Here is a 19,876-nt window from a genome sequence, read left to right on the forward strand (position 1 = left end):
AGCTCATCATCGAAGCCCGAGAGCGCTGACGCGGGGCCATGGAGACGGCGGGCACAGAGCGGCGGAGCGGGGCACTCGCGACGACTGAGTGTCTTCGGGTGCCGCTTCGGAGCGACGTGCTCGAGCGCTCGGACGCACGCGCGCCGCGAGCACGGGCTCGCGGCGCGCGGGAGGGCGTCAGCGGGACTTGACCTCGAAGCCGAGGGCGCGGCGGGCACCGACGTAGGCGGGGCTGACCGCGAACACCAGCAGGTCGCGCAGGTCGGCGTCGTGGGCGGCGCGGGCCTTGAGAGCGGCGCTGCGTTCACCTGGCTCTTGGGGCAGGCCGAGGATGTCGAGGGCGGCGCCGAGGTTGCGCGACAGGCACAGGCCGACGCGATCGCCGGAGCGCTGGACCCATGCACGCCAGTCGCGGCTGTCGAAGCCCTCCTGCTCGCGCTCCTTGAACTGGCTGCTGAGCTGACGCGCGAGCCGGATCGGCAGCTTGCGCGCGAGGGTCTGGCCGAGGCGCGCGGCGAGGTCGACCTCCTCGCGGGCGCGCACGCGCCGGGTGTGGCGCGGGTGGAACGCCTGCAGGGCGGCCGCGAGGACGCCGGCGAACAGCGGCTTGGGCAGGCCGGCGACCAGGATCGCGGCCGGGCGGGTGAAGAACAGCGCGCGACCGAGGGCGAAGCGCAGCCGCGGGGCGGTGGTCTCGGCGCGGGCGGCCGGGCCGACCATGATCACCGGCGGGTGCACGCACGAGACGCTGGTCCAGCCGCCGTCGACGCGGCCGTCGGGGATCAGCTCGACGTCGGCGATGCGCACGCCCTGGGCCGGCATCTGCGTGCCGAGCTCGGTCCACACCTTCCACAGCAGGGTGTCCTTGTCGGTCTCGGCCTCGATCCAGGCGGCCTCGCTGAACTGCGGGCGCGGCAGCTCCTCCGCCAGCAGCTCGGCGGCGCCCTCCCACAGGGCGGTCATGGCCGGGACGACGCCGGCGTCGGCCGGGGCTGGCTCGACGACGGTCGACGGGTCGAGCTTGCCGCTGCGCACCGACAGCAGCTCGTGGCTGGTGAGGAAGGCGCCGGCCTCGGCGTGGCCGGGGCTGACGATCCGCAGCAGCTGGTGGATGGCGTGGGCGCGGTCGCGTTCGCCGTGGTCGGCGCAGTGACGGGCGAGGGCGGCCAGGCTGGCCTCGTCGAGCGGGTCGAGGTGGAGCAGCGCGTCGGAGTTGCTGCGCACCTGCGGGCCCTGGATCTTCTCGTCGACGTAGAGCCGCGCGAGCTGCCGCCGCGGGGCCAGGCCGAGGCCGGCGGGGTCGAGCTCGGCGGCCCGCTCGAGCAGCCGGATCGCCTGCGCGGGGCGGCTGTCCTTCGGGTCAGGCGGTGGCTCGGCCTGGACCACGAGGTCGGCCAGGCGGACCAACAGGCGCTGGCGATCGCGGGCCTCGCGTGGGTCGCCGGGCGGCTTCTGGACGCTGTCTCGGGCCAGGTAGGCGCGCACCGCCGGCTCGATCTCGTCGACCTCGCCGGCGGCCCGCAGGGCGTCGACGAGGCCGTGGATCGGGGCGGCGGCGTCGGGCAGGAGCTCGACGGCGGCGCGGGCGTAGCCGAGGGCGCGCGCGGGGTCGTCGGGCTGGCCGCGCTGGAGGGCGATCTTGACGCCCTCGAGCAGGAAGGCGGCCCGCTTGGCGTCGCGCAGGTCGGGGTGGTGGAGCAGGCGGTCGAGGCAGCCGAGGGCGATGCCGGCGTTGCGGGTGACGGCGGTCCAGAAGGCGGCCTCGAGCTGGCGGCGATCGAGGACCGGGTGCGGGATGTCCTGGATCAGCGCGAGGCCGGCCTGGACGGCGTCGAAGGCGGCGCCGAGGATCTTCTGCGCCGAGGTGCTGGCGACCGTCTCCTCGCCGGCCTCGGCGGCGGCGCCGGCGGCCTCGTGGAACAGCATGCCGGCGGCCAGGAGCGCCCGGCCGCGCGCCTCGGGATCGGTCTCGAGGTCGGCGAGGGCGAGGGTGTGCTCGGCCGCATCGACGAGTCGACCTGACTCTTGGGCCAGCTGAGCGAGGGCCGCGCGGGCCTTGCGGTGGCGCGGGGCCAGCTCGAGGGCGCGGGCGTAGCGGGCGGCGAGGCGCTCGGCGGGGGCGTTCTGCTTGGCGTCGCACTCGGCGGCGAGGATCAGCAGGTCGGCGACCACGGGGGCGCGCTCGGGCGGGACCGGGGTGCCGGCGGCGAGGCGCTGCTCGACCGGCTCGAGCGCGGCGACCGCGTCGCGGTGGCGCCCGGCGGCGGCGCGGTTGTGGGCCATGGCGGCGCGGATCTCGAGGTCGTCCGGGACGTGGCGCAGGGCCATCGACAGCCGGCGGTAGGCCTCGTTGGCGCGATCTGTCTGTTCGAACAGGTGCGCCAGCATCAACAGGCCCTCGACCAGGCGCGGCTGGTCGCGGGTGAGGCCGAACGCCTCGACCGCGGCCTCGAGCGTGGCCTCGGCCTCGGCGTGCAGGCCGGCGTCGATGAGCGACGCGCCGAGGGCCAGGCGCGCGGGGGCGTAGTCGGGGTCGGCGGCGAGGGCGGCCTCGAAGCGCTGGCGGGCGCGGGCGAACTCCTGGCCGCCGCGCAGGAGGGCGCGGCCGCTCTCGGTGAGGATCCGGGCGCGGATCTCGGGGTCGTCGATCTGCGCCAGCTGGGCGTCGAGCAGGGCGTCGGCGCCGGCGAGGTCGCCGGCGGCCAGGCGCAGGCCGACCAGGCCCTCGATCGCCTGCGACAGCCGGCGGCTGCGCTGCGGGGCGCCAGGGGCCAGCTCGGCGAGGACGCGGGTGAACAGCTGGGCGGCCAGCTCGGGCTCGCGCAGGCGGTCGCGGGCGATCGCGGCGGCCTCGAGCAGGCCGTCGGGCTCGCCGACGGCGGCGAGGCTGACGGTGAGGGCCCGGTCGTCGCCGAGGGTCCGCGCGAGGGCGACGCGGCGCTGCTGCAGGCCGAGCGCGGCGTCCGGCGGGGCGGCGGCGAGCGCCTCGTCGAGGGTCTCGAGCGCGCCCCGCGGGTCACCTGCCTCTTCGGCCAGGGCGGTCGCCAGCGCCTCGGCGATCCGCACGCGGCGGGCCGCCAGCGCCGGCGAGACCGGCTCGGGGACGTCGAACGGCAGCGGCTCCTCGTCGAGCGGCTCGCTGCGCACTTCCATGTCGCTGACGATCTCGGCCAGGCGCCGGCGCAGCATCTCGACGCCGTCGTCCATGCGGCCGCCCTTGCGGTAGAGGCGGGACAGGCCGAGCACGACGTCGTCGTTCTCGGGCGCCTCGGCGGCGAGGGTCTCGAGCGTCTCGAGCGCGGCGGCCTCGTCGCCCTGGCCCTCTTGCAGGGCGCGGGCCTTGACGACGAGGAGGGCGATCCGGGCGTCGCGGTCGCCGGGCGCGACCTGGCCGAGGCGGCGGTCGAGGATCGGCAGCAGCTTGGCGTACTGCTCGGTGCGCAGGTAGAGGTTCTGCAGGCGGGCGAGGGCGTCGGGGTCGCCGGGGTTGTAGATCAGGACCTCGCACCAGGTGGCGATCGCGGCGTCGAGCTGGCCGAGGCGCTCCTCGGTGAGGGTGGCGGCGCGGGCCAGGCAGCGCACGCGGGCGTCGGGGTTGGGCACCACCTCGGAGGCGGCGCGCAGGGCCTCGACGGCGCGGACCCACAGGCCCTCGCGCTGGAGGATCTCGATCAGCTCGGCGTGGACGTCGGCGGTCTCGGGGGTCTCCTTGACCAGGGCCTCGAGGCGGCGGATGGCCTCGAGCGAGCGGTCGGCGCGGTAGGCGAGGTCGCGCGCCAGTTGGAGGACGCGGGGGATCCGCTCCTCGAGCGTGAGGCCGTCGACCTCGGCGTCGTAGAGGCGCGCCGACGCCTCGGCGGCCTCGCGCTCGCGGCCGGTCTTGGCGTGCAGCGCGGCCAGGCTGCGCAGCGCCGGCAGGTGCTTCGGCGAGACCGCCAGGACGCCGCGGTACTGCTCCTCGGCGCGCTCGGGTTGACCTGTCTGTTCGTACAGGTCGGCGAGGCGCGAGTGATAGGCGACGATGTGCTCCGGCAGGGTGAGGTCGGACAGCAGGCGCGAGAGGGCGGTGATCAGGCGCTCGGGGTCACCTGTCCGTTCGGCCATGTTGACGAGGCCCGAGAGCGCGGCCGCGTCGTCGGGCACCAGCGCGAGGGCCTCCTCGTAGCGCTCGAGCGCGGCGTCGGGCATGCCGGCGCCCTCGTCCCACAGGCGGGCGAGCAGGCGCTGCAGGCCGGCGCGCTCGGACTTGCTGGCGGGGACCACCGAGGCGTAGGCGTGGGCCAGCTCGTGCCAGGCGGAGCTGGCCGACGGGCGGGTCGGCAGGACCGGGGCGTCGAGCTCGGGCAGCGCGGGCAGGCCGGCGGTGACGGCGTCGATCAGCTCGCGGCTGGCGACCGGCGGCGGCGGGGGCAGGCTGGCCGCAGGGACAGGTTCGGGCGGACGCGACGGCGGCGGCGGAGCGGCGGGGCGGCGGGTCGGCGGCGGGGCCTTGGCGACCGGCTTGCCGCCCGGCGGGCGCGGCGGGATCGGCTTGAGAGGCTTGGCCGCGGGCCGCGGCAGCGAGCGCTTGTGCGAGACCGGCCGCGGGGCGTCGTCGTCGAGCTCGAGCATCTCGTCGAGGTCGAGCACGCCGGACACCTCGGCGCTCGGCCGCTTCGGCGCCGGACCGACCAGGCTGTCCTCGATCGGCTCGAGGTCGGCGAGGTCGAACACGCCGCTCTCCTGCCGCGGCAGGCCGGCCGCGCGGACGCTGACCGACGAGGCCTCGACCGGCTCGAGGTCGGCGATGTCGACGATGTCGGTCTCGCCGCGGGGCGGCCGGGGACTGCGGATCTTGACCGCGGTGGCCGACAGCTCGACGGGCTCGAGCTCGGCGATGTCGACGATGTTGGTGTGCGTCTCGGCGCGGACGTTGCCCTTGCCGGGGCGGGCGACGACCTCCTTGCCGCCGCCGCGCCGCAGCTCCTCGAGCGGCTCGAGCTCGGACAGGAGGATCTCGGCGGTCGGGCGCGAGACCTCCTCGAGGTCGTCGAGCTCCATCACGCTCGACTCCTCCTTGTCCTTGGTCGTGGCGCGCGGCTTGACTGCGATCCGCGGGGCGAGAGTGTCGGGGTCGAGGCCGAGCTTGCGCCACTGGTCGCGGTCGGCGAGCTCGGGCGGGACGATCTGCGGCCACAGCAGCGGGTCGCGGGCCGGCGGCGGGGTGTGGTAGGTGCCGGTCAGGCCGGCGAGGTGCCACATCTTGCTGTGCGTGGGTCCGAGCTCACCTGTCTCGGGGGGCAGGTCGCCCTGCAGCTTCCAGGCGGCGATCCGGGCCCTCAGCGCGTACTCGGGCCGGCCGAGGCAGTTCTCGTAGAGCTCGGCGATCTGGGTCAGCAGCTTGCCCTGCTGGGCCTTGCCTGTCCCGAAGGCCAGCTCGCTCGCGGGCGCGAGCAGCAGCAGGTGCCACAGGTTGTCGCGCTCGGCCAGGCGATCGAGCTCGAAGCGGGCCTCCTCGCTGCCGGGGTGGAGCGAGAGGGCGCGCAGCCACTCGGCGATCGCGCCGGCGGTGTCGCCGAGGCCGGTGCGCAGCTCGGCCCGGCGCTTGAGCAGCTGCAGCTTGAGCGCGGGGTCGACGGTCTGGCCGATGATCTGCTGGGTGACCGAGAGCAGGGTGAGGGCGCCGGTCGGCGGGGTGTCGGGGCTGCGCTTCTCGTCGACCTTGGCGGCCATCGCCTCGATCGCGGGCATCAGCGCGGCGCCGTCGCGGTCGTAGGCGACGCCGAGCCGGAGGGTGCGCAGGGCGGCCAGCGGATCCTGGCGCTTCTCGTAGTCGATGCGGGCCGAGTCCTTGAGCTGGTTCAGGCCGCCGCGTTCGTTGCGCTGCAGCTTGGCGAGGGCGAGGCCGCGGTGGTGGTCGGCGAGCTCGGGCCACAGCGCATGGCGCTGGGCCAGCTCGGTCATCAGGCCGGCGGCCTCCTCGGCCAGCGACGGGTCGGCCGGGCGCAGGTCGGTCTCGGCCCGGCGCAGCCACTGGAAGGCGCGCTTCGGGTCGCTCAGGTGGCGCTCGTAGAGCTTGGCGATCGCGACGCAGGCGTCGAAGCGGCCGAGGCCGGTCTTGGCGCGGGCGAGCTTGGCCTCCTGCAGGTCGATCAGCGCCTGCCACATCTGGTGCTGCTCGCCGAGCGCCTCGATCTGGCGCCCGAGGTCCTCGTCGTCGGGGCGCAGCTTGTAGGCGCGCTGCAAATAGCCGATCGCGCGGGCGGGGTCGCCGAGGCGCTCGCGGGCGATCTCGGCGGCCGACATCAGCAGGGCGATGGTGCCGAAGTCGCCGTAGTTGGGGGTCTTCTCCTGGAAGGCCAGCTCCTGCTCGCTGACCTCGAGCATCTGCGGCCACAGGCCGTGGGCCTGGGCCAGGCCCTCGAGGCGGCCCTGCACCGGGCCGGCGTCGAGGCCGGCGCGCAGGGCCACGAAGTAGGCCTTGCGGGCCCAGGCGAAGGCGAGGTCGGCGTCGCCGATCTTCTTCTCGGCGGTGGCCGAGGCGCCGAGGCACAGGTCGATCTGGCCGCGGCTCTCGGCCCGCCCGCTCATCTCGGTGAAGCGCTCGCCGTAGACGACCAGCAGGTCCTTGTACATGCCGTGGCGCTCGGCGAACCCCTCGATCTTCTGCTTGAGGTCGCGGCTGCCGGGGGCGATGCCGAGGGCCCGCCCGAGCAGGGCGAGCGCCCGCTTGGCGTGGCCGAGGCCGTACTCGCACACCTCCGCCATCTGCTCGAGGGTGACGACCTGCTGGGCGGCGTCGGTGAGGCTCTCGAGCCGCTTGCCGAGGGTGTCGAGGGTGGCTTGATGGTCGCCGGCCAGGGCCTGCAGCTCGCCGAGGATCTTGAGGCCCTCGCCGTCGTCGGGCTCCTCGCGCATGAACCGCTGGAAGGCGGCGATGGCCTTCTGCGGGGCGCTGAGGTTGACGACGTAGGTGCGGGCGACCAGCGAGAACAGCTCGCGCCGCTCGTCGGTCTCGAGCGCCGAGAGCAGCAGGATCTCGGCGTGGCGGATCAGGCGGTCGAACTGGCCGGCGCGCTCGTACAGCTCGAGCAGCTTGAGGGCGACGTCGCGGTTGCCGACGGCGGTGGTCGAGGCGAGCTGCTCGAGCACGCGGATCGCCGCGGCCGGGTTGTCGAGCCGGTCGGCCAGGATCTCGGCGCGCTCCCAGCCGATGCCGAGCGCCTCCTCGTCGCTGTCGGCCATCTCCTGCAGGGTGCCGAGCGAGGCGGCCAGGCCGTGCCAGCTGCCGAGGTTGCGGTAGAGGCGGGTCAGGGCCTCGGTCGCGCCGCGGTGGTCGCGGTGGATCCGCAGGGCGCGCTCGAAGGCCGAGCAGGCCAGGTCGGCGTCGCCGAGCGACGACTCGGCGACGTGGCCCAGGCGCATGAGGTAGTCGAGCTGGCGGATCGGCGGGGTGCGGGCCGAGCTGGCGGCCTTGCCGAGCAGGTTGGCCAGCTCCTCGCGGTTGCCGAGCGCCTCGTAGGCGGCGATCAGCTTGTCGGTGACCTCGAGGTTGTGCGGGTCGCCGGCCTGCAGCTGCGTCCACGCCTGCGCCGAGCGCTGCGGGTCCTGCAGCTTGCGGTCGGCGACGTCGGCCATGCGCCGGATGATGCGGGTGCGCTGGGCCGGGTCGCCGACCAGGCCGAGCTCGCGCGACAGCGCCTCGTACTCGCCGCCGGCGTCGCCGAGCTCGGCGCACAGGCCCTGCATGCGGTGCACTGCGTCCATGTCCGACGGGCTGTAGCCGAGGATCTGCTCGCACGCCCACAGCGCCTCGCGCGGGCTGTGCAGCTCGTGCTGCCACAGCTCGGCCATGCGCCGCAGCAGGACCACGCGCTGCGAGATGCTGCGGGTGACGTCGTGCTGGCGCCGCAGCAGGTCGATGACCTGGTCGTAAGCACCTGTCCGTTCGTACATCTCCGCCAGCGCGCGCAGGGCCCCCTCGTGGCCGGGCGCCAGCGCCAGCATCTCCTGCAGGAGGAAGATGGTGCGCTGCGGGTCGGTCATGCGCTCGCGGTGCGCCTGCGACAGCCGCCGCAGCACCTCGAAGCGGCGCTGCGGGTCGGCGGTGCGCTGCAGCTCGGCCTCGAGGCCGGCGAGGTTGGCGTCGAGCATGCGCGCGCGCTTGTCGATGCGGGCGATCTGGTCGCGCGGCCGCCAGTCGTTCGGGTAGGCGAGGGCGAGCCGGTTCCAGGCGTCGAGGGCGCCGGCGAGGTCGCCGAGGCGCCGCTCGTAGATCTCGGCCAGCTCGACGAAGTGCTCGGCGAACTCGGGGCGGGCGAGCGGGCTGTCCGAACCACCGCCCATCTGCAGCGCCTGGTCGACCTGATAGAGGATGAGCCCGGCCAGGTGCGACCAGTTGTTCTTGCGCCGCCAGTGCTCCTTGTAGCCCTCGAAGGCCTCGTGGTTGAAGGGCTCGCGCTCGAGCACGCGGTAGAAGCTGACTGCGGCCCGCTCCTCGTCGCCGAGGTCCTCGCGGGCGACGCGGGCGGCCCACAGCAGCTTGCCGGTCGGCAGGCTGCCGGGGTCCTGCTCCGACCAGCGCTCGTACAGGCTGACGAGGCCGTGGTTGTCGCCGAGCTCGACCAGCAGCGCCTCGAGCCGCAGCCAGGCGTCGCCGCCGGGCCGCTCGAGCCGCGAGGCCTGCTCGTAGCAGGCGCGCGCCTCCTCGCGCCGGGCGAGGCGCGTCTCGAGCAGCTCGCCGCGCGACAGCCACAGGCCGTAGCTGTCGGCCTCGGTGACGTAGCCGATCCACGCCCCGTAGAGGTCGTCGAGCTCCATCCACTTCTCCTGCGCCATCAACAGCTCGGCCAGGGCGTTGCCGGCCTCGTGGTGATCGGGGCGCAGGCTCATGGCCCGGCGCAACAGGCTGTAGGCGATCTTGTCGTCGCTCTGGCTGCGCGCGAGCTTGGCCGCCCGAAAGAACACGTCGGCGGCCTTCTGCAGGCCCTCGTCGCTGGCCTTGCCGCTGCCGAGGTAGAGCGCGCCGAAGGCCCGCAAGGCGGCGACGTCGTCAGGGTTGGCCTTGAGCGCGGCCTGCAGGTGGAGCGCGGCCGAGGGGATGTTCTCGAGCTGCTCGGCCTCGATGCGGGCGAGGCGGAGGTGGAGCGCGGCGAAGCGGTCGCGCTCGCGGACGCTGTCGGTGCGCGCGAGCTCGGCGTTGATCAGATCGATGACGCGCAACCACGCGCCGGCCTGGAGGTGCAGGCGGATCAGCTGATCGCTGGCGTCGCGCTCCTGCGGGTTGATCTCGAGGGCGGCCCTGTAGCAAGCGATCGCCTCGTCGATCTGGCACCGCTGCTCGTCGACCTTGCCGAGCTCGACGAGGGCGCCCGGGACGGCGGCCCGATCGTGCCGCCGCAGGTGATCGAGGCGGAACTTGAGCAGGGTAGCGAGCTCGTCGAGCGCGCCCAGCTCGCCGTAGACCTTGCGCAGCAGCTCGAAGGCGCGACTGTTGTGCGGCTCGGCCTGCAGGGCGCGCACCAGGGCGTAGGCGGCCTGCGACTTGTCCTTGACCCGGTCGTACCAGAGCTCGTACGCCTGCACGCACAGCTCTCCGACCTTCGGCGGGCCGGTGATCGCAGCCGCGTGCACGACGAGCAGGGTGGCGAGCCCGCTCCAGTTCTCGGCCTCGCGGAAGGCCCGCCGCAGCTTCAAGAAGGCGTCGTCGCTGGGCTTGCTGCGAAACGCGGTCAGCTCGGGCGGCTCTCCAGGAGCCACCGGCGGCAGCGGACAGGGCAGATCGTGAGGCGAGGGCTGGCGCTTGGGCGCGACGGCAGTTTCGGGCATGGGCGTGGTGCCGCGAGCGGGGCCGCCCAACGTACCACGGCCGCACAGGCGTGTGGGTGCGCAGGCGGACAGGTGACCGTGGGTGAAAACGCGCTGGGCTCGCGGAGGGGCGAAGCGGTGGGGGGAAGAGGCCTCGGACTTCGCAGACTGCTCGCGACGTTGGCGGTGACCCGCAAGGAGGTGTCGCGCTGCGGCGGGGTGAGTGCCCAGGCCGACGATGCCGGGCGATCGGGGGCGGGGCCGCGATCGTGGCAGGGGCAGCCGTCCGCCCTGTCATCGCCGTCGCCCGTGGTCGCGCAACGCCGGTACTGCTGGCGCAGGGCCGGGGCCCGCCACGGAGCTCGTGCCGCATGGTTGCAGTGCCGTCGCAGACGCCGCGGCTGGTGCCGCCGGTCGTCGGCTCCTGGCCCGTGATTCGCGGAGGTCGGACCTCGATCGCAAGATCCGCGGAGGCGATCGCCTCGAGGCCTGCGGGGCCGGGCCAACATGACGTCGACTTCGGCCGCGCGAGGTCGTCCAGAAAGGAGCGCGTCACTGGCTTCCGATCGGTCCGGCGCTCCGGCAGGGTCGAGACGCGACGAGGAGCACACAGTGCTGTCCTTGGAGACATGTTCGAAGGGTATGGCATGCGAGCGCGGCGTCGCTCGTTTCTGTTTTTGGAGACATGTTCGAACGGGCATGTCATGCGATCACGGCATCGCGCGGGCGAAGAGCGTCGCACGGCGCGAGCGGGTCCCGGATGGATGCGCGGCGAAGGTCGCGGGGCCGGTGTCCGGGGCGCCCTGTCCCCTCAAACAGTTGCTCGGACTTCGTGACGGGTGGGGCGCTTCGAGGCGAAACTTGCCTCGTCCTGCGCAAACTCGGTGCCAGGGCGCCCCGGCCCCCGTCCTCCGGGAGCTTTCTTGGGGCGGTGACGGTCGGCTGCGCCGAGATCCGGGACCCGCTCGCGCCTGAACCACGAGCGGCCCCTCGCGGCGAGTTGAAGGTGCGGCCTGTTCGATGAGACAGGCATGGCAGAGGTTGTCGCGGCGCTCAGAAGTGGAGACATGGGCTGTCCGATGTGACAGGTGACGCGGGAGTCTGCGAGCCGCCGGGTGCGGCGATCTATGTCTTTATAGATATGTTTTAAAAAGCATGTGATGCGATCGCGGCATCGCGGGTCCGGCGAGCGTCGCACGGCGCGAGCGGGTCCCGGATGGATGCGCGGCGAAGGTCGTACGGCGCGAGCGGGTCCCGGATGGATGCGCGGCGAAGGTCGCACGGCGCGAGCGGGTCCCGGATGGATGCGCGGCGAAGGTCGCGGGGCCGGTGTCCGGGGCGCCCTGTCCCCTCAAACAGTTGCTCGGACTTCGTGACGGGTGGGGCGCTTCGAGGCGAGACTTGCCTCGTCCTGCGCAAACTCGGTGCCAGGGCGCCCCGGCCCCCGCGACGCTCGTAGCGCATCGATCCGGGACCCGCTCGCGCCGTGCGACGCTCGTCGCGCATCTGTCCGGGACCCGCTCGGCGCTCCTCGCACCTCGGTGCCGCGACGCGCGCCTGCCCGAGCTAACGTTCGGTCCGCGAGCCGGGCGAGTGAATGTCGACAGTCGGGAGCGTCAGCCGGTCTCGATGCAATAGAAGCGGTGGGCCTCGTCGCAGTTGGTGACGTTGCAGGCGGTCCAACTGCTGACAGTGTCGCCGTAGGCGCCGTAGACGGCGGAGGACAGGGGGTCGGTCCAGTTGAGGCAGTTCTGGTCCTCGGCGTTGCCGCCCTCCATGGTGGTGCCGGTCCACACGGCCTCGTTGGGGCTGTCCGCGCACTTGGCCTTGTCGGGCGGGGCTTTTTTGCCGTCGTCCTGGACGTCGATCGGAGCCAGCAGCGGGCCGGACCAGAAGGCGGCGGTGCCGTTGGCGACGACGGTGCCGCCGGGCAGGACGTAGTTGCCGGCGAATGCGGTGAGGCGCGAGCTGGCGCTCTGCCCGTCGGCGCTGAGCCAGGCCTTGAAGGTGCGCTGCTTCAGGGGGGCGGCGGACTCGGCGAGCTGGGCCCGGGCGTTGCACGCCGCGTCGGCGCCGGCGAGGCCGCCGAACTCGCCCACGGTGTAGGCGACGCCGGTGAGGAAGACATAGCGGATGCCCGCTTCGCTCTTGCAGGAGGCGCTGCAGCCGTCGCCGTCGACGAGGTTGCCGTCCTCGCACTCCTCGTCGACGCCGTGAATGCCGTCGCCGCAGATCGATTCCGGCGCAGTGGTGCCCGGATCGCCCGAGGTGTCGGTGTCGATGGACGAGGTCAGGGTGCCCGTGGCGGACGGGTCCGTCGATTGCGTGGTGGCGGTGCCGGTGGTGGCAGGGTCGACGTCGGTGGTGACGTCGGGGGTGGCGGGCCGGGTGGTGGTTCCGGAGAGACCGGCCTCGGTGGTCGGCCCGGGGGCGGTGGTCGTCGTGGTCGCGCCGGGGCTGGTGCCGGTGGTGCCCGCGGTGACTGGATCGCTGCCCTCGGGCGAAAAACAGGCGGCGAGGAGCCCCGCCGGTGTGAGGGCGAGGAGGCCCGCGCACGCACGGCCGCGAAGGACGGCGAGGAGACGCATGGAGAGTGGTTCTACCGCGAATCGCCGGCGCGGCCAAACGGCTGAGCGGGCGCGCAGACGCTCGCGGCGTTCGTGTCGGCCGAGGCCCCCAATCGAGGGGCGCGAATGAGGGCAGTCGATCGCGCGGGGCGAGTGTGACGATTCGCGGGCGAACGGCCGAGCTCGCCGGGATGCGCGCTTCAGAAGCGACCGCTGAGGTTGAGGAGGGCGCCGCGCGCGGTGGGGCTCATGCCGGCGGAGAAGCGGCGGCCGAGATCGTTGCGGTGGAGCAGGGGGACGAGGACGCCGAGCGAGGCGCCGGCGAGGGAGCCGGCGATGACGTCGGTCCAGAAGTGCTTGCCGGCCTCGACGCGCAGGACGCCGGTGGTCGTTGCGAGGGCGATCGCGGCCAGCCACACCGGGACGGCCGCGCGCGCCCGGGGGTGCCGCAGGGTGAAGAGGGTGGCCCAGGCGGTCATCATGGCGAAGGCGGTGGAGGTGTGACCTGAATAAAAGGACAGGCGCGCCTCCTCGGCCTGGACGTCGCCGAGGTCGCTCTCGGGCTCGTAGCTGTAGGGCCGCGGGCGCCGGACGGCGTATTTGACGAGGTTATTGAGGCCGACGTTGACGGCCAGGACCTCGAACAGGACGACGACGTCGCGGGCCCAACCGCCGGCGGCCCGACGAACCCCGCCGGGGGCGCGACGGCCGGTGACGAGGGCGTCGGCGAGGTCGGCGACCAGCGGGGCGGCGATCGCGGTGTAGAGCAGGGCGTCGGAGGCGTGGGCGGCGGCGAGGTTGTCGTTGCCGAGGACGCGGCGATCGAGGCCGTTGATGTGGCTGCGATCGCAGGCGGCACAGCCGGACCAGCGCATATCGCGAGCGGCGAGGTCGGTGCCGAGCCACATGACGAGGCCCAGGGTGATGACGGGGACGTCGACGGCCGGCCGCAGACGCATGAGGTGCAGCGGGAGCGGCGGCGGGAGCGGGGGGTCGGCGGCCGGGAATGTCCTCGGGGACATGTCCTGAGAGACTTTCGTAACTGTCCCTGGGGACATGTCCGGAGCGGCGGGCGGAGATGTCCCGGGGGACATGTCCGCGGTGGGCAGCTCCGTCCCGGGGGACGGGTCCGGTGCGTCCGCTGGCGACGGCGCGGACGGTGATGTCGCCTGCGACATGTCCTTCGAGTCATGTACGAAAGGACCGGGCTGCCAGGCGCCCAGGGGGACGCCGCTCGGCGGGCTCTGGAGCGGCGCGAGGCCGGTTCGGGCGGTCACGAGCGGATGGGCGGCGACGGGCGGGGCGGCCAGGGCGACGAGCAGGGCGGGGAGCAGGCGGCGCGTCATTCGGGTCCGAAAAAGTATGCCCGGTCGCGGTGGTGAAGGGGGTGCGTCGGTCCCCGGCGCGCCGGGGTCCGTGAGCCGGTCGTCGCAATGGTGAGAGTCGGCAGGTCGCCGCAAAGCGTAGACCGCGCGGCGTGGTCGGGAGGCGCGGTTGCGAGTAACCTGCTCGCCGCGATGCAGACCGAGACGTTGGCGGAGCTCGAATCACGATGGACGGCGCTGGCGAGGGCGGCCGCGGGCGGGGACGCGGCCGCGGCGGCGTCGCTGGTCACGGGGCTGGAGGCGCTGGCCGAGGCGCCGCCGTGCCGGGAGGGCTGGCCGCGGCCGGGGAGCGTGGCGTTCATGGCGTTCGACGCGTTCCTCAAGGTCGAGGGGGCCGATCGGGCGCTGCTGGGCCGGCTCGCGGGGCCGTTCCTGCGGGTGATCGCGGCGCACTCGGAGACGATGAGCGTGCCGTATCGCTTCGAGCCGGCGAAGATGCTCGGGCCGTCGGCGATCCCGCTGCTGGTGGAGCTGCTGGATCGCGGAATGCGGCAGACGTCGCGGGCGGCGATCGAGGCGCTCGGCGAGTACCACCCGGGCAACGAGGTCGGGTTCAAGCTGGCGAGCGACGCGGTGACGCGGCTCCTGGCGTACGAGGACGGGGAGGCGGTGGCGGCGGGGCTGCTGGCGATCGAATGGACGGACGAGCGCATGTGGCTGCTGTTCCGCGTGCTGACCGAGGCGCACGCGCTGCGGCCGGGAGAGGTCGCGCCGGGGATTCGAGCGGCGCTGGCGCGATTGGTGGCAGAGACCGCGACGATCACGGGCTCGGGCGCGGACAGGCTGCGGGCGCTGCTGCTGCGCGCGAAGGTCATCCCGAAGGCGATGGCGCCGGGGGTCAAGCTGACGACGCTGCCGAAGCAGCTGCCCCAGACGGTGGCCGAGGCGCTGGCGCTGATGGGCACGTGGAACTTGGCGGCGGCGGAGGTGCCGGCGAAGGGGCCGGCCAAACCGCGCGAGATCGAGGCGCTGGCGAAGCAGGTGAGCCCGCGACTGCCGAAGGAGTTGACGCAATTGCTGGCGGTGCACGCGGCGCTGGGGGACCGCGAGTTCGGGCCGCCGGCGCGCATGCGCCAGCTGGTCCGCGAATTGGCGGAGACGCTCGAGGAGGACGATGAAGACGCGGACGAGGCGCCGAGCGGCCGCGGAAAATACGACGTGCGGGGCTTCGATCCGGGGAAGAAGGCGATCCCGCTCGGCAGCGATCCGTCGGGCGACATGTTCTTCCTGGCGACGGGGGCGAAGTCCGGGGCGAACGCGGCGCCGGTGATCCGCTACCACCACGATCAAACGCTGGTGGCCACGCTCGCGGCCGATTCCCTCGGCGAGTACGTGGCGCTGCTCCTGGCCCGCGCGTACGCCCGCCGCGAGGGGATCGAGGCGCAGTTCGACAAGCTCGAGGGGCGCAAGCGGACGATCGTGTCCGGTTACAAGCCGCCGAAGCAAGGCTGACCGGCGGGTCGATCGAGCGGGGGAGCACAGCTCGGCGGCGAGCGATGCGGGCGGCTGTTGGGCCGCGGCGAGTGTTCGCCGAGGAAGGGCGCGAGGGCGGTTCGCGGGCGCGGCGAGGGCGGGCGTCCGGGGGTCGGCGCGGGCAGGTCCAGGGAGGGCAGGCTCGTCTTTCCAGGTGTAGCGGCGGGGACGGTCCCGACAGATTTTGGTCGGAGCACGAGGAGGCGCGGCGTATCCTCGCGGACGATGAGCCGGGCGAGCTTTCCTCCCGACCGCCGGGTCGTGTTCGTCGATTGCGTGTACCGCGTGCTCGAGGGCAGCGGCACGATCGCGCGCGCGCGCGAGGTGCTGTGGGCGGCGGAGCAGCGGCACGGGGTGTTCCTGCGGCCGGCCGACGACGACCGGCCCCACATCGACCACTCGCTCCACGAGGACTGGTTCGAGCGCAACCTCTACCCGTTCCTCGACGACACGCACATCACCCTGGCGGGCGGCGACTTCTGCAACGACGTCGACGTGTGCGACGCGTACGGGGCGCAGCTCGGGGAGACGTGGCGCAACTGGGGCGGGATCCTGGCGGACTGGGCCAACCTGCGCGGCTGGCCGGCGACCTCCCCCTCGGCGCCGAAGCGGTGGGAGTACCTCGACTTCTACATGGCGGGCTACCGCGGCGCCGAGCTCGAGCGCTACGACGAGTTCGCGCGGGTGGTGCGGGCGGTGATCGGGGTGAAGTAGGCTGGCGGCGAGGGCATGTCACGGCGGACATGACGTTTGGGACATGGCCTTCAGGGCATGTCCTTCGGGAAGGGGAGGGCGCGCACGCCGGGCTCGTCGCTGAAGAGGTCGAGGTAGATCCACCCCTCATCGAGGCGGAGGACCTCGGGGACGTCGTCGGCGAGGCGCCGGCGGGCGCCCGTGGCCGGGTCGATGGCGAGGATGTCGGAGGGGTAGAAAGCGACGTGCTGGCGGAAGGGGGCCTCGACCAGGCGCGACTGGGTGAAGGCGATGTACTCGGGGGCGCCGGGGACGTGCGAGCGCGGGATGCTGGCGAACAGCTCGACCGTGTCGCCGGTGCGCAGGTCGACCCGGACGAGGCGGCCGTCGGGCTCGCCGTCGACGTCGCCGAGGAAGATGTCGGCGAGGTCGCCGTCGAGGCGGCTCAGATACGGCCGCGGGTGGTCGCCGCGGTACCACTCGCGGACCTCGCCGGTCTCGATGTCCCACAGGGCGGCGACGGTCTGGGACGGATCGCCGAGGCGGAGGCCGAGGACGTGCGAGAGCTGGACGACGAGGTCCTCGGGGTAGAGGTGGGCGGGGACTTCGACCGGCTCGCCGGTGTCGGTCCGGACGGCGGCGGCGAAGCTGCCGTCGAGGCCGATCTGCAGGGCGTAGGCGCCGTCGAGGGTGAAGCTCCAGGTGCCCACGCGGCGGTAGACCGGCCCGGAGTTGTTCTCGGCGGGGTGCCAGGACTGCGCGCCGTGGGTGTTGCTGCCGAGCTGGAGGTCGTCGCCGCCGTCGAGGTCGCGGAGGTACACGGGCTCGGAGCCGCCGTCGCCGAGGGGTTGCCACAGCAAGCGCGAGCCGTCGGGCGAGAGCTCGAAGTAGCGGACGCCGGCGAGCAGGAGCTCGCGCTCCTGCGTGCGAGGGGAGGCCCACTCGAGGGTGCCGTCGTCGTGCTGGAGGAGCAGGCGCTGGTCGGGTCGTGTCATGCGGACGACGCTGTCGCCGAGGTGCCAGGCGGGGACGTCCGGGTCGCCGGCGTGGGTGTACATATCGTGGTAGTCGGCGTCGACGCCGGCGACGCCGTACAGATCGGCGCCGTTGTCGGTGCCCTCGCCGTAGAAGATCACGAAGGTCGTGTCGGGGATGTAGGGGGCGTCGGAGTAGGCGAGGACACGTCCGGCGGGGAGGCCGGTGATCCGCCGGCGCGGCGTGGCTGCGTCGTCGCCGAGATCGTCGATCAGGTAGAAGCTGCCGGCGCGGTCGTTGGCGTAGACGAGCGGCCCGTCGGGGCCGTGGATCCAGAGCACGTTGTGCAGGCCGGGGGCCATCGGGGCGTAGCGCTCGGGCTCGCCGCCGCACAGGCTCTTGCGCCAATAGACGCGGTCGGGATCCTCGGGGCTGTCGAAGGTGAACAGCAGCTCGTCGCCGACGACCGCGAGGTCGTAATAGGTGTCGCGCCGGGCGACGAAGGACTCCGGCGCGGCCGCGAGCAAGGTGGGTGCGGTCAGCGGGCACGCGCCCTCCTCGCCGGTGGCCGGGGGCGAGTCGTCGCCGCAAGCGGGGAGGGCGAGGAGGAGGACGACGAGGACAGCTGGCCGATGAGACATGAGAGGAACTCCGGGGCGGTGCGCAGGCCGGCCGGGGCGAGAGCGCTGGCAAGTTAGCATGTGCAGGCGGTCGGCGAGGGAAGGGCCGCGCGTTCGCGGCCGGAGCACGGCCAGGAGCGGTCGCCGGTGGTGAGCCGAGGTCGGAGCGGTCGCCCGCCCGCGCGAGCACGAGCGGCGCGGTCGGGCGGCCGGTCGGGGGCACACGGGGGCGAGGGTCGCGAGTTCGACGGCGCCGACGACCGGCGAAGACGAGGGGGGGGCGTGACGGTTCGCTGCACAAACTCGGCCGGGTGTGCAATGGTGCCTTGCACAATGTCGTCTCCGTGTGCAATGCTGTGTGGGCGGTGAACGGCTCGCGGGGCAACGGTGAGACGCGGGAGGCCATCCTCGACGCGACCGATCGGCTGCTGACCACCCGCGGGTTCCGCAGCGTGACGATGGAGGACCTCGCCGGCGAGGCGGGGGTCAGCCGGCGGACGATCTACATGTACTTCCCGAGCAAGGAAGAGGTCGGGCTGTCGTCGATCGACCGGGTGGTGGCGCAGACGTACGCGCGGCTGGTCGCGCTGGCGAGCGGGGGCGACGACCCGGCCGAGGTGCTGCGGGCGGTGCTGATCGAGCGGGTGCTGCGGCGGTTCGACAGCGTCAGCGCGTATCGCCAGAGCCTCGACGAGCTGTTCGAGGCGGTGCGGCCGGCGTACATGGCCCGAAGGACAGCTCACATGGCGCGCGAGGTGGCGCTGGTGGCCGGGGTGCTGGCGGCCGGCGCTGCGAGCGGGCGGTTCGTGATCGACGACGCGGCGGCGACTGCATCGACGCTGGTGAAGGCGACCAACGCGTTCCTGCCGTACAGCCTGAGCGTGCACGAGCTCGGCGAACGGGTGAAGATCGAGGTCGAGGTGCGGCGCATGGTCGACCTGCTGCTGCGCAGCCTGGTCGCGCCGGCGGTCGTCGGGACGCCGGCCCGGCGGCCCAGGCCCGCGCGTCGGGAGGCGAAGACGAAGACGAAGACGAAGGCGCAGCCGGCGAAGACGCGAGCGCGGGCGCGGTGAGGCGAGCGAAGATCGGAGGTCGAAGATGCGATTGTCCACGGGGATCCTCGGTTGGCTGGTTCTGTCCACCATGGCCGCGATCGGCTGCGCGCAGGCGGCAGCCGCGACGCCGGCCGCGCTGCCGCCGAGCAGCGGCGGGCCGCAGATGGCCGCCCCGGAGGCGCCGGCCCCACGAGGCCCCGACGGGCCGATCACCGCGGCGGAGCGCGACGCGGCGATCGAGGCGCTGGCGCGCGAGCTGACGGAGAAGTACGTGTTCCCGGCCAAGGCGACCGAGGTGGTCAGGGCGATCCGCGCCCGCCGCAAGCGCGGCGAGTACGACAAGATCGCGACGGGCCACGCGCTGGCGACGACGCTGACGAATCATATCAACGAGGTGCTGCGCGACGCGCACTTCCACGTCCGCTACAGCAAGGAGCCGCTGCCGCCGCGGCAGGACAACGCGAGGCCGTCGGCGGAGGAGCTGGCGCGCTACGAGCAGTTCTCGCGGCGGGCGAACGGCGGGTTCGAGAAGGTCGAGCGCCTGCCGGGCAACATCGGCTACCTCGAGGTGCGCGGGTTCGCGTTCCCCGGCCGCGGCTTCGAGGCGGCGACCGCGGCGATGGCGTTCCTGGCGGAGACCGACGCGCTGATCATCGACCTCCGCCGCAACGGCGGCGGGGCGCCGGAGGTGGTGGCGTACCTGTGCAGCTACCTGTTCGACGAGCCGGTGCACCTGAACGACCTGTACTTTCGGCCAGCCAACGAGACGCGCCAGTTCTGGACGGCGCCGGTGCCGGGCAAGGCCTACGTCGGCCGCGAGGTCTACGTGCTGACGAGCAAGAAGACCGGGTCGGCGGCGGAGGAGTTCGCCTACAACCTGAAGAACCTGAAGCGCGCGACGATCGTCGGCGAGGTGACGTGGGGCGGGGCGAACCCGGGCGACCTGGTCCGCCTCGGCGACCACTTCGCGGCGTTCGTGCCGACGGGCCGGGCGATCAACCCGATCTCGAAGACGAACTGGGAGGGCGTGGGCGTGCTGCCCGACATCGAGGCGCCCGCCGACGACGCGCTGCGCGTGGCGCAGGTCAAGCTGCTCGAGCGGCAGATCGCCCAGGCGACGGACCCGGAGCTGAAGGCGAGCCTCGAGGAGCGACTGCGCGAGCTGCAGCCGCAGTGAGGCGGCCGACTCGGTCGAGAGCCTCGTGGCCGTACGCGACCTCGGCGGTCATGGCGGAGGCCGGCGATCCGACGGTGGCGCGGATTTTCGTGTACGACGCGAGCTGTTCGCGCGCAGATGACCGCAGACACCAGGCGATAGGTCG

Annotated in this window: 8 protein-coding genes; 4 read left to right on the forward strand and 4 right to left on the reverse strand. The window is 73.4% G+C overall.

What is annotated here, in order from left to right:
* Positions 1–177: 177 nt before the first annotated feature.
* The 3 genes from O0S08_RS18245 to O0S08_RS18255 all read right to left on the reverse strand — a co-directional run bounded on the left by O0S08_RS18245 (position 178) and on the right by O0S08_RS18255 (position 13,375).
* Positions 178–9,807 carry a tetratricopeptide repeat protein gene (locus O0S08_RS18245; protein ID WP_269040449.1) on the reverse strand — a complete coding sequence of 3,210 codons (9,630 nt, stop codon included), beginning with the start codon at positions 9,805–9,807 and terminating at the stop codon, positions 178–180.
* A gap of 1,595 nt (positions 9,808–11,402) precedes the next feature.
* Positions 11,403–12,374, reverse strand: a complete 972-nt coding sequence (locus O0S08_RS18250) for a DUF4215 domain-containing protein (RefSeq protein WP_269040450.1) — start codon at positions 12,372–12,374, stop codon at positions 11,403–11,405.
* A gap of 179 nt (positions 12,375–12,553) precedes the next feature.
* Positions 12,554–13,375: a phosphatase PAP2 family protein gene (locus O0S08_RS18255; protein ID WP_269040451.1), complete on the reverse strand. Its 822-nt coding sequence runs from the start codon at positions 13,373–13,375 to the stop codon at positions 12,554–12,556.
* 495 nt (positions 13,376–13,870) lie between these two features.
* Between O0S08_RS18255 and O0S08_RS18260 the strand changes: the two genes are divergently transcribed.
* The gene (locus O0S08_RS18260) at positions 13,871–15,190 is read left to right on the forward strand and encodes an SMI1/KNR4 family protein (protein ID WP_269040452.1); all 1,320 of its coding nucleotides are present in this window, start codon (positions 13,871–13,873) and stop codon (positions 15,188–15,190) included.
* Positions 15,191–15,436: 246 nt separating this feature from the next.
* Positions 15,437–15,925 (forward strand): hypothetical protein, encoded by a 489-nt coding sequence (locus tag O0S08_RS18265; protein WP_269040453.1) that lies wholly within the window; start codon positions 15,437–15,439, stop codon positions 15,923–15,925.
* Between the two features lie 50 nt (positions 15,926–15,975).
* Here the strand turns inward: O0S08_RS18265 and O0S08_RS18270 are convergent, their stop codons facing one another.
* Positions 15,976–17,520, reverse strand: a complete 1,545-nt coding sequence (locus tag O0S08_RS18270) for a hypothetical protein (RefSeq protein ID WP_269040454.1) — start codon at positions 17,518–17,520, stop codon at positions 15,976–15,978.
* Between the two features lie 344 nt (positions 17,521–17,864).
* On the opposite strand from O0S08_RS18270, the gene O0S08_RS18275 reads away from it, so the two are divergent.
* Positions 17,865–18,572: a TetR/AcrR family transcriptional regulator gene (locus O0S08_RS18275; protein ID WP_269040455.1), complete on the forward strand. Its 708-nt coding sequence runs from the start codon at positions 17,865–17,867 to the stop codon at positions 18,570–18,572.
* Between the two features lie 25 nt (positions 18,573–18,597).
* Complete coding sequence (locus O0S08_RS18280) at positions 18,598–19,731, forward strand: S41 family peptidase (protein WP_269040456.1); 1,134 nt, start codon at positions 18,598–18,600, stop codon at positions 19,729–19,731.
* The last annotated feature ends 145 nt before the right edge of the window (positions 19,732–19,876 follow it).

The sequence above is a fragment of the Nannocystis punicea genome (assembly GCF_026965555.1).
Classification (GTDB): domain Bacteria; phylum Myxococcota_A; class Polyangia; order Nannocystales; family Nannocystaceae; genus Nannocystis; species Nannocystis punicea.

Bases quoted from the DNA above. Each gene is read 5' to 3' on its own strand.
- O0S08_RS18245 (WP_269040449.1), bottom strand. From the start codon at position 9,807: ATGCCCGAAACTGCCGTCGCGCCCAAGCGCCAGCCCTCGCCTCACGAT.
- O0S08_RS18270 (WP_269040454.1), bottom strand. From the start codon at position 17,520: ATGTCTCATCGGCCAGCTGTCCTCGTCGTCCTCCTCCTCGCCCTCCCC.
- O0S08_RS18265 (WP_269040453.1), top strand. From the start codon at position 15,437: ATGAGCCGGGCGAGCTTTCCTCCCGACCGCCGGGTCGTGTTCGTCGAT.
- O0S08_RS18250 (WP_269040450.1), bottom strand. From the start codon at position 12,374: ATGCGTCTCCTCGCCGTCCTTCGCGGCCGTGCGTGCGCGGGCCTCCTC.
- O0S08_RS18260 (WP_269040452.1), top strand. From the start codon at position 13,871: ATGCAGACCGAGACGTTGGCGGAGCTCGAATCACGATGGACGGCGCTG.
- O0S08_RS18280 (WP_269040456.1), top strand. From the start codon at position 18,598: ATGCGATTGTCCACGGGGATCCTCGGTTGGCTGGTTCTGTCCACCATG.
- O0S08_RS18255 (WP_269040451.1), bottom strand. From the start codon at position 13,375: ATGTCCCCGAGGACATTCCCGGCCGCCGACCCCCCGCTCCCGCCGCCG.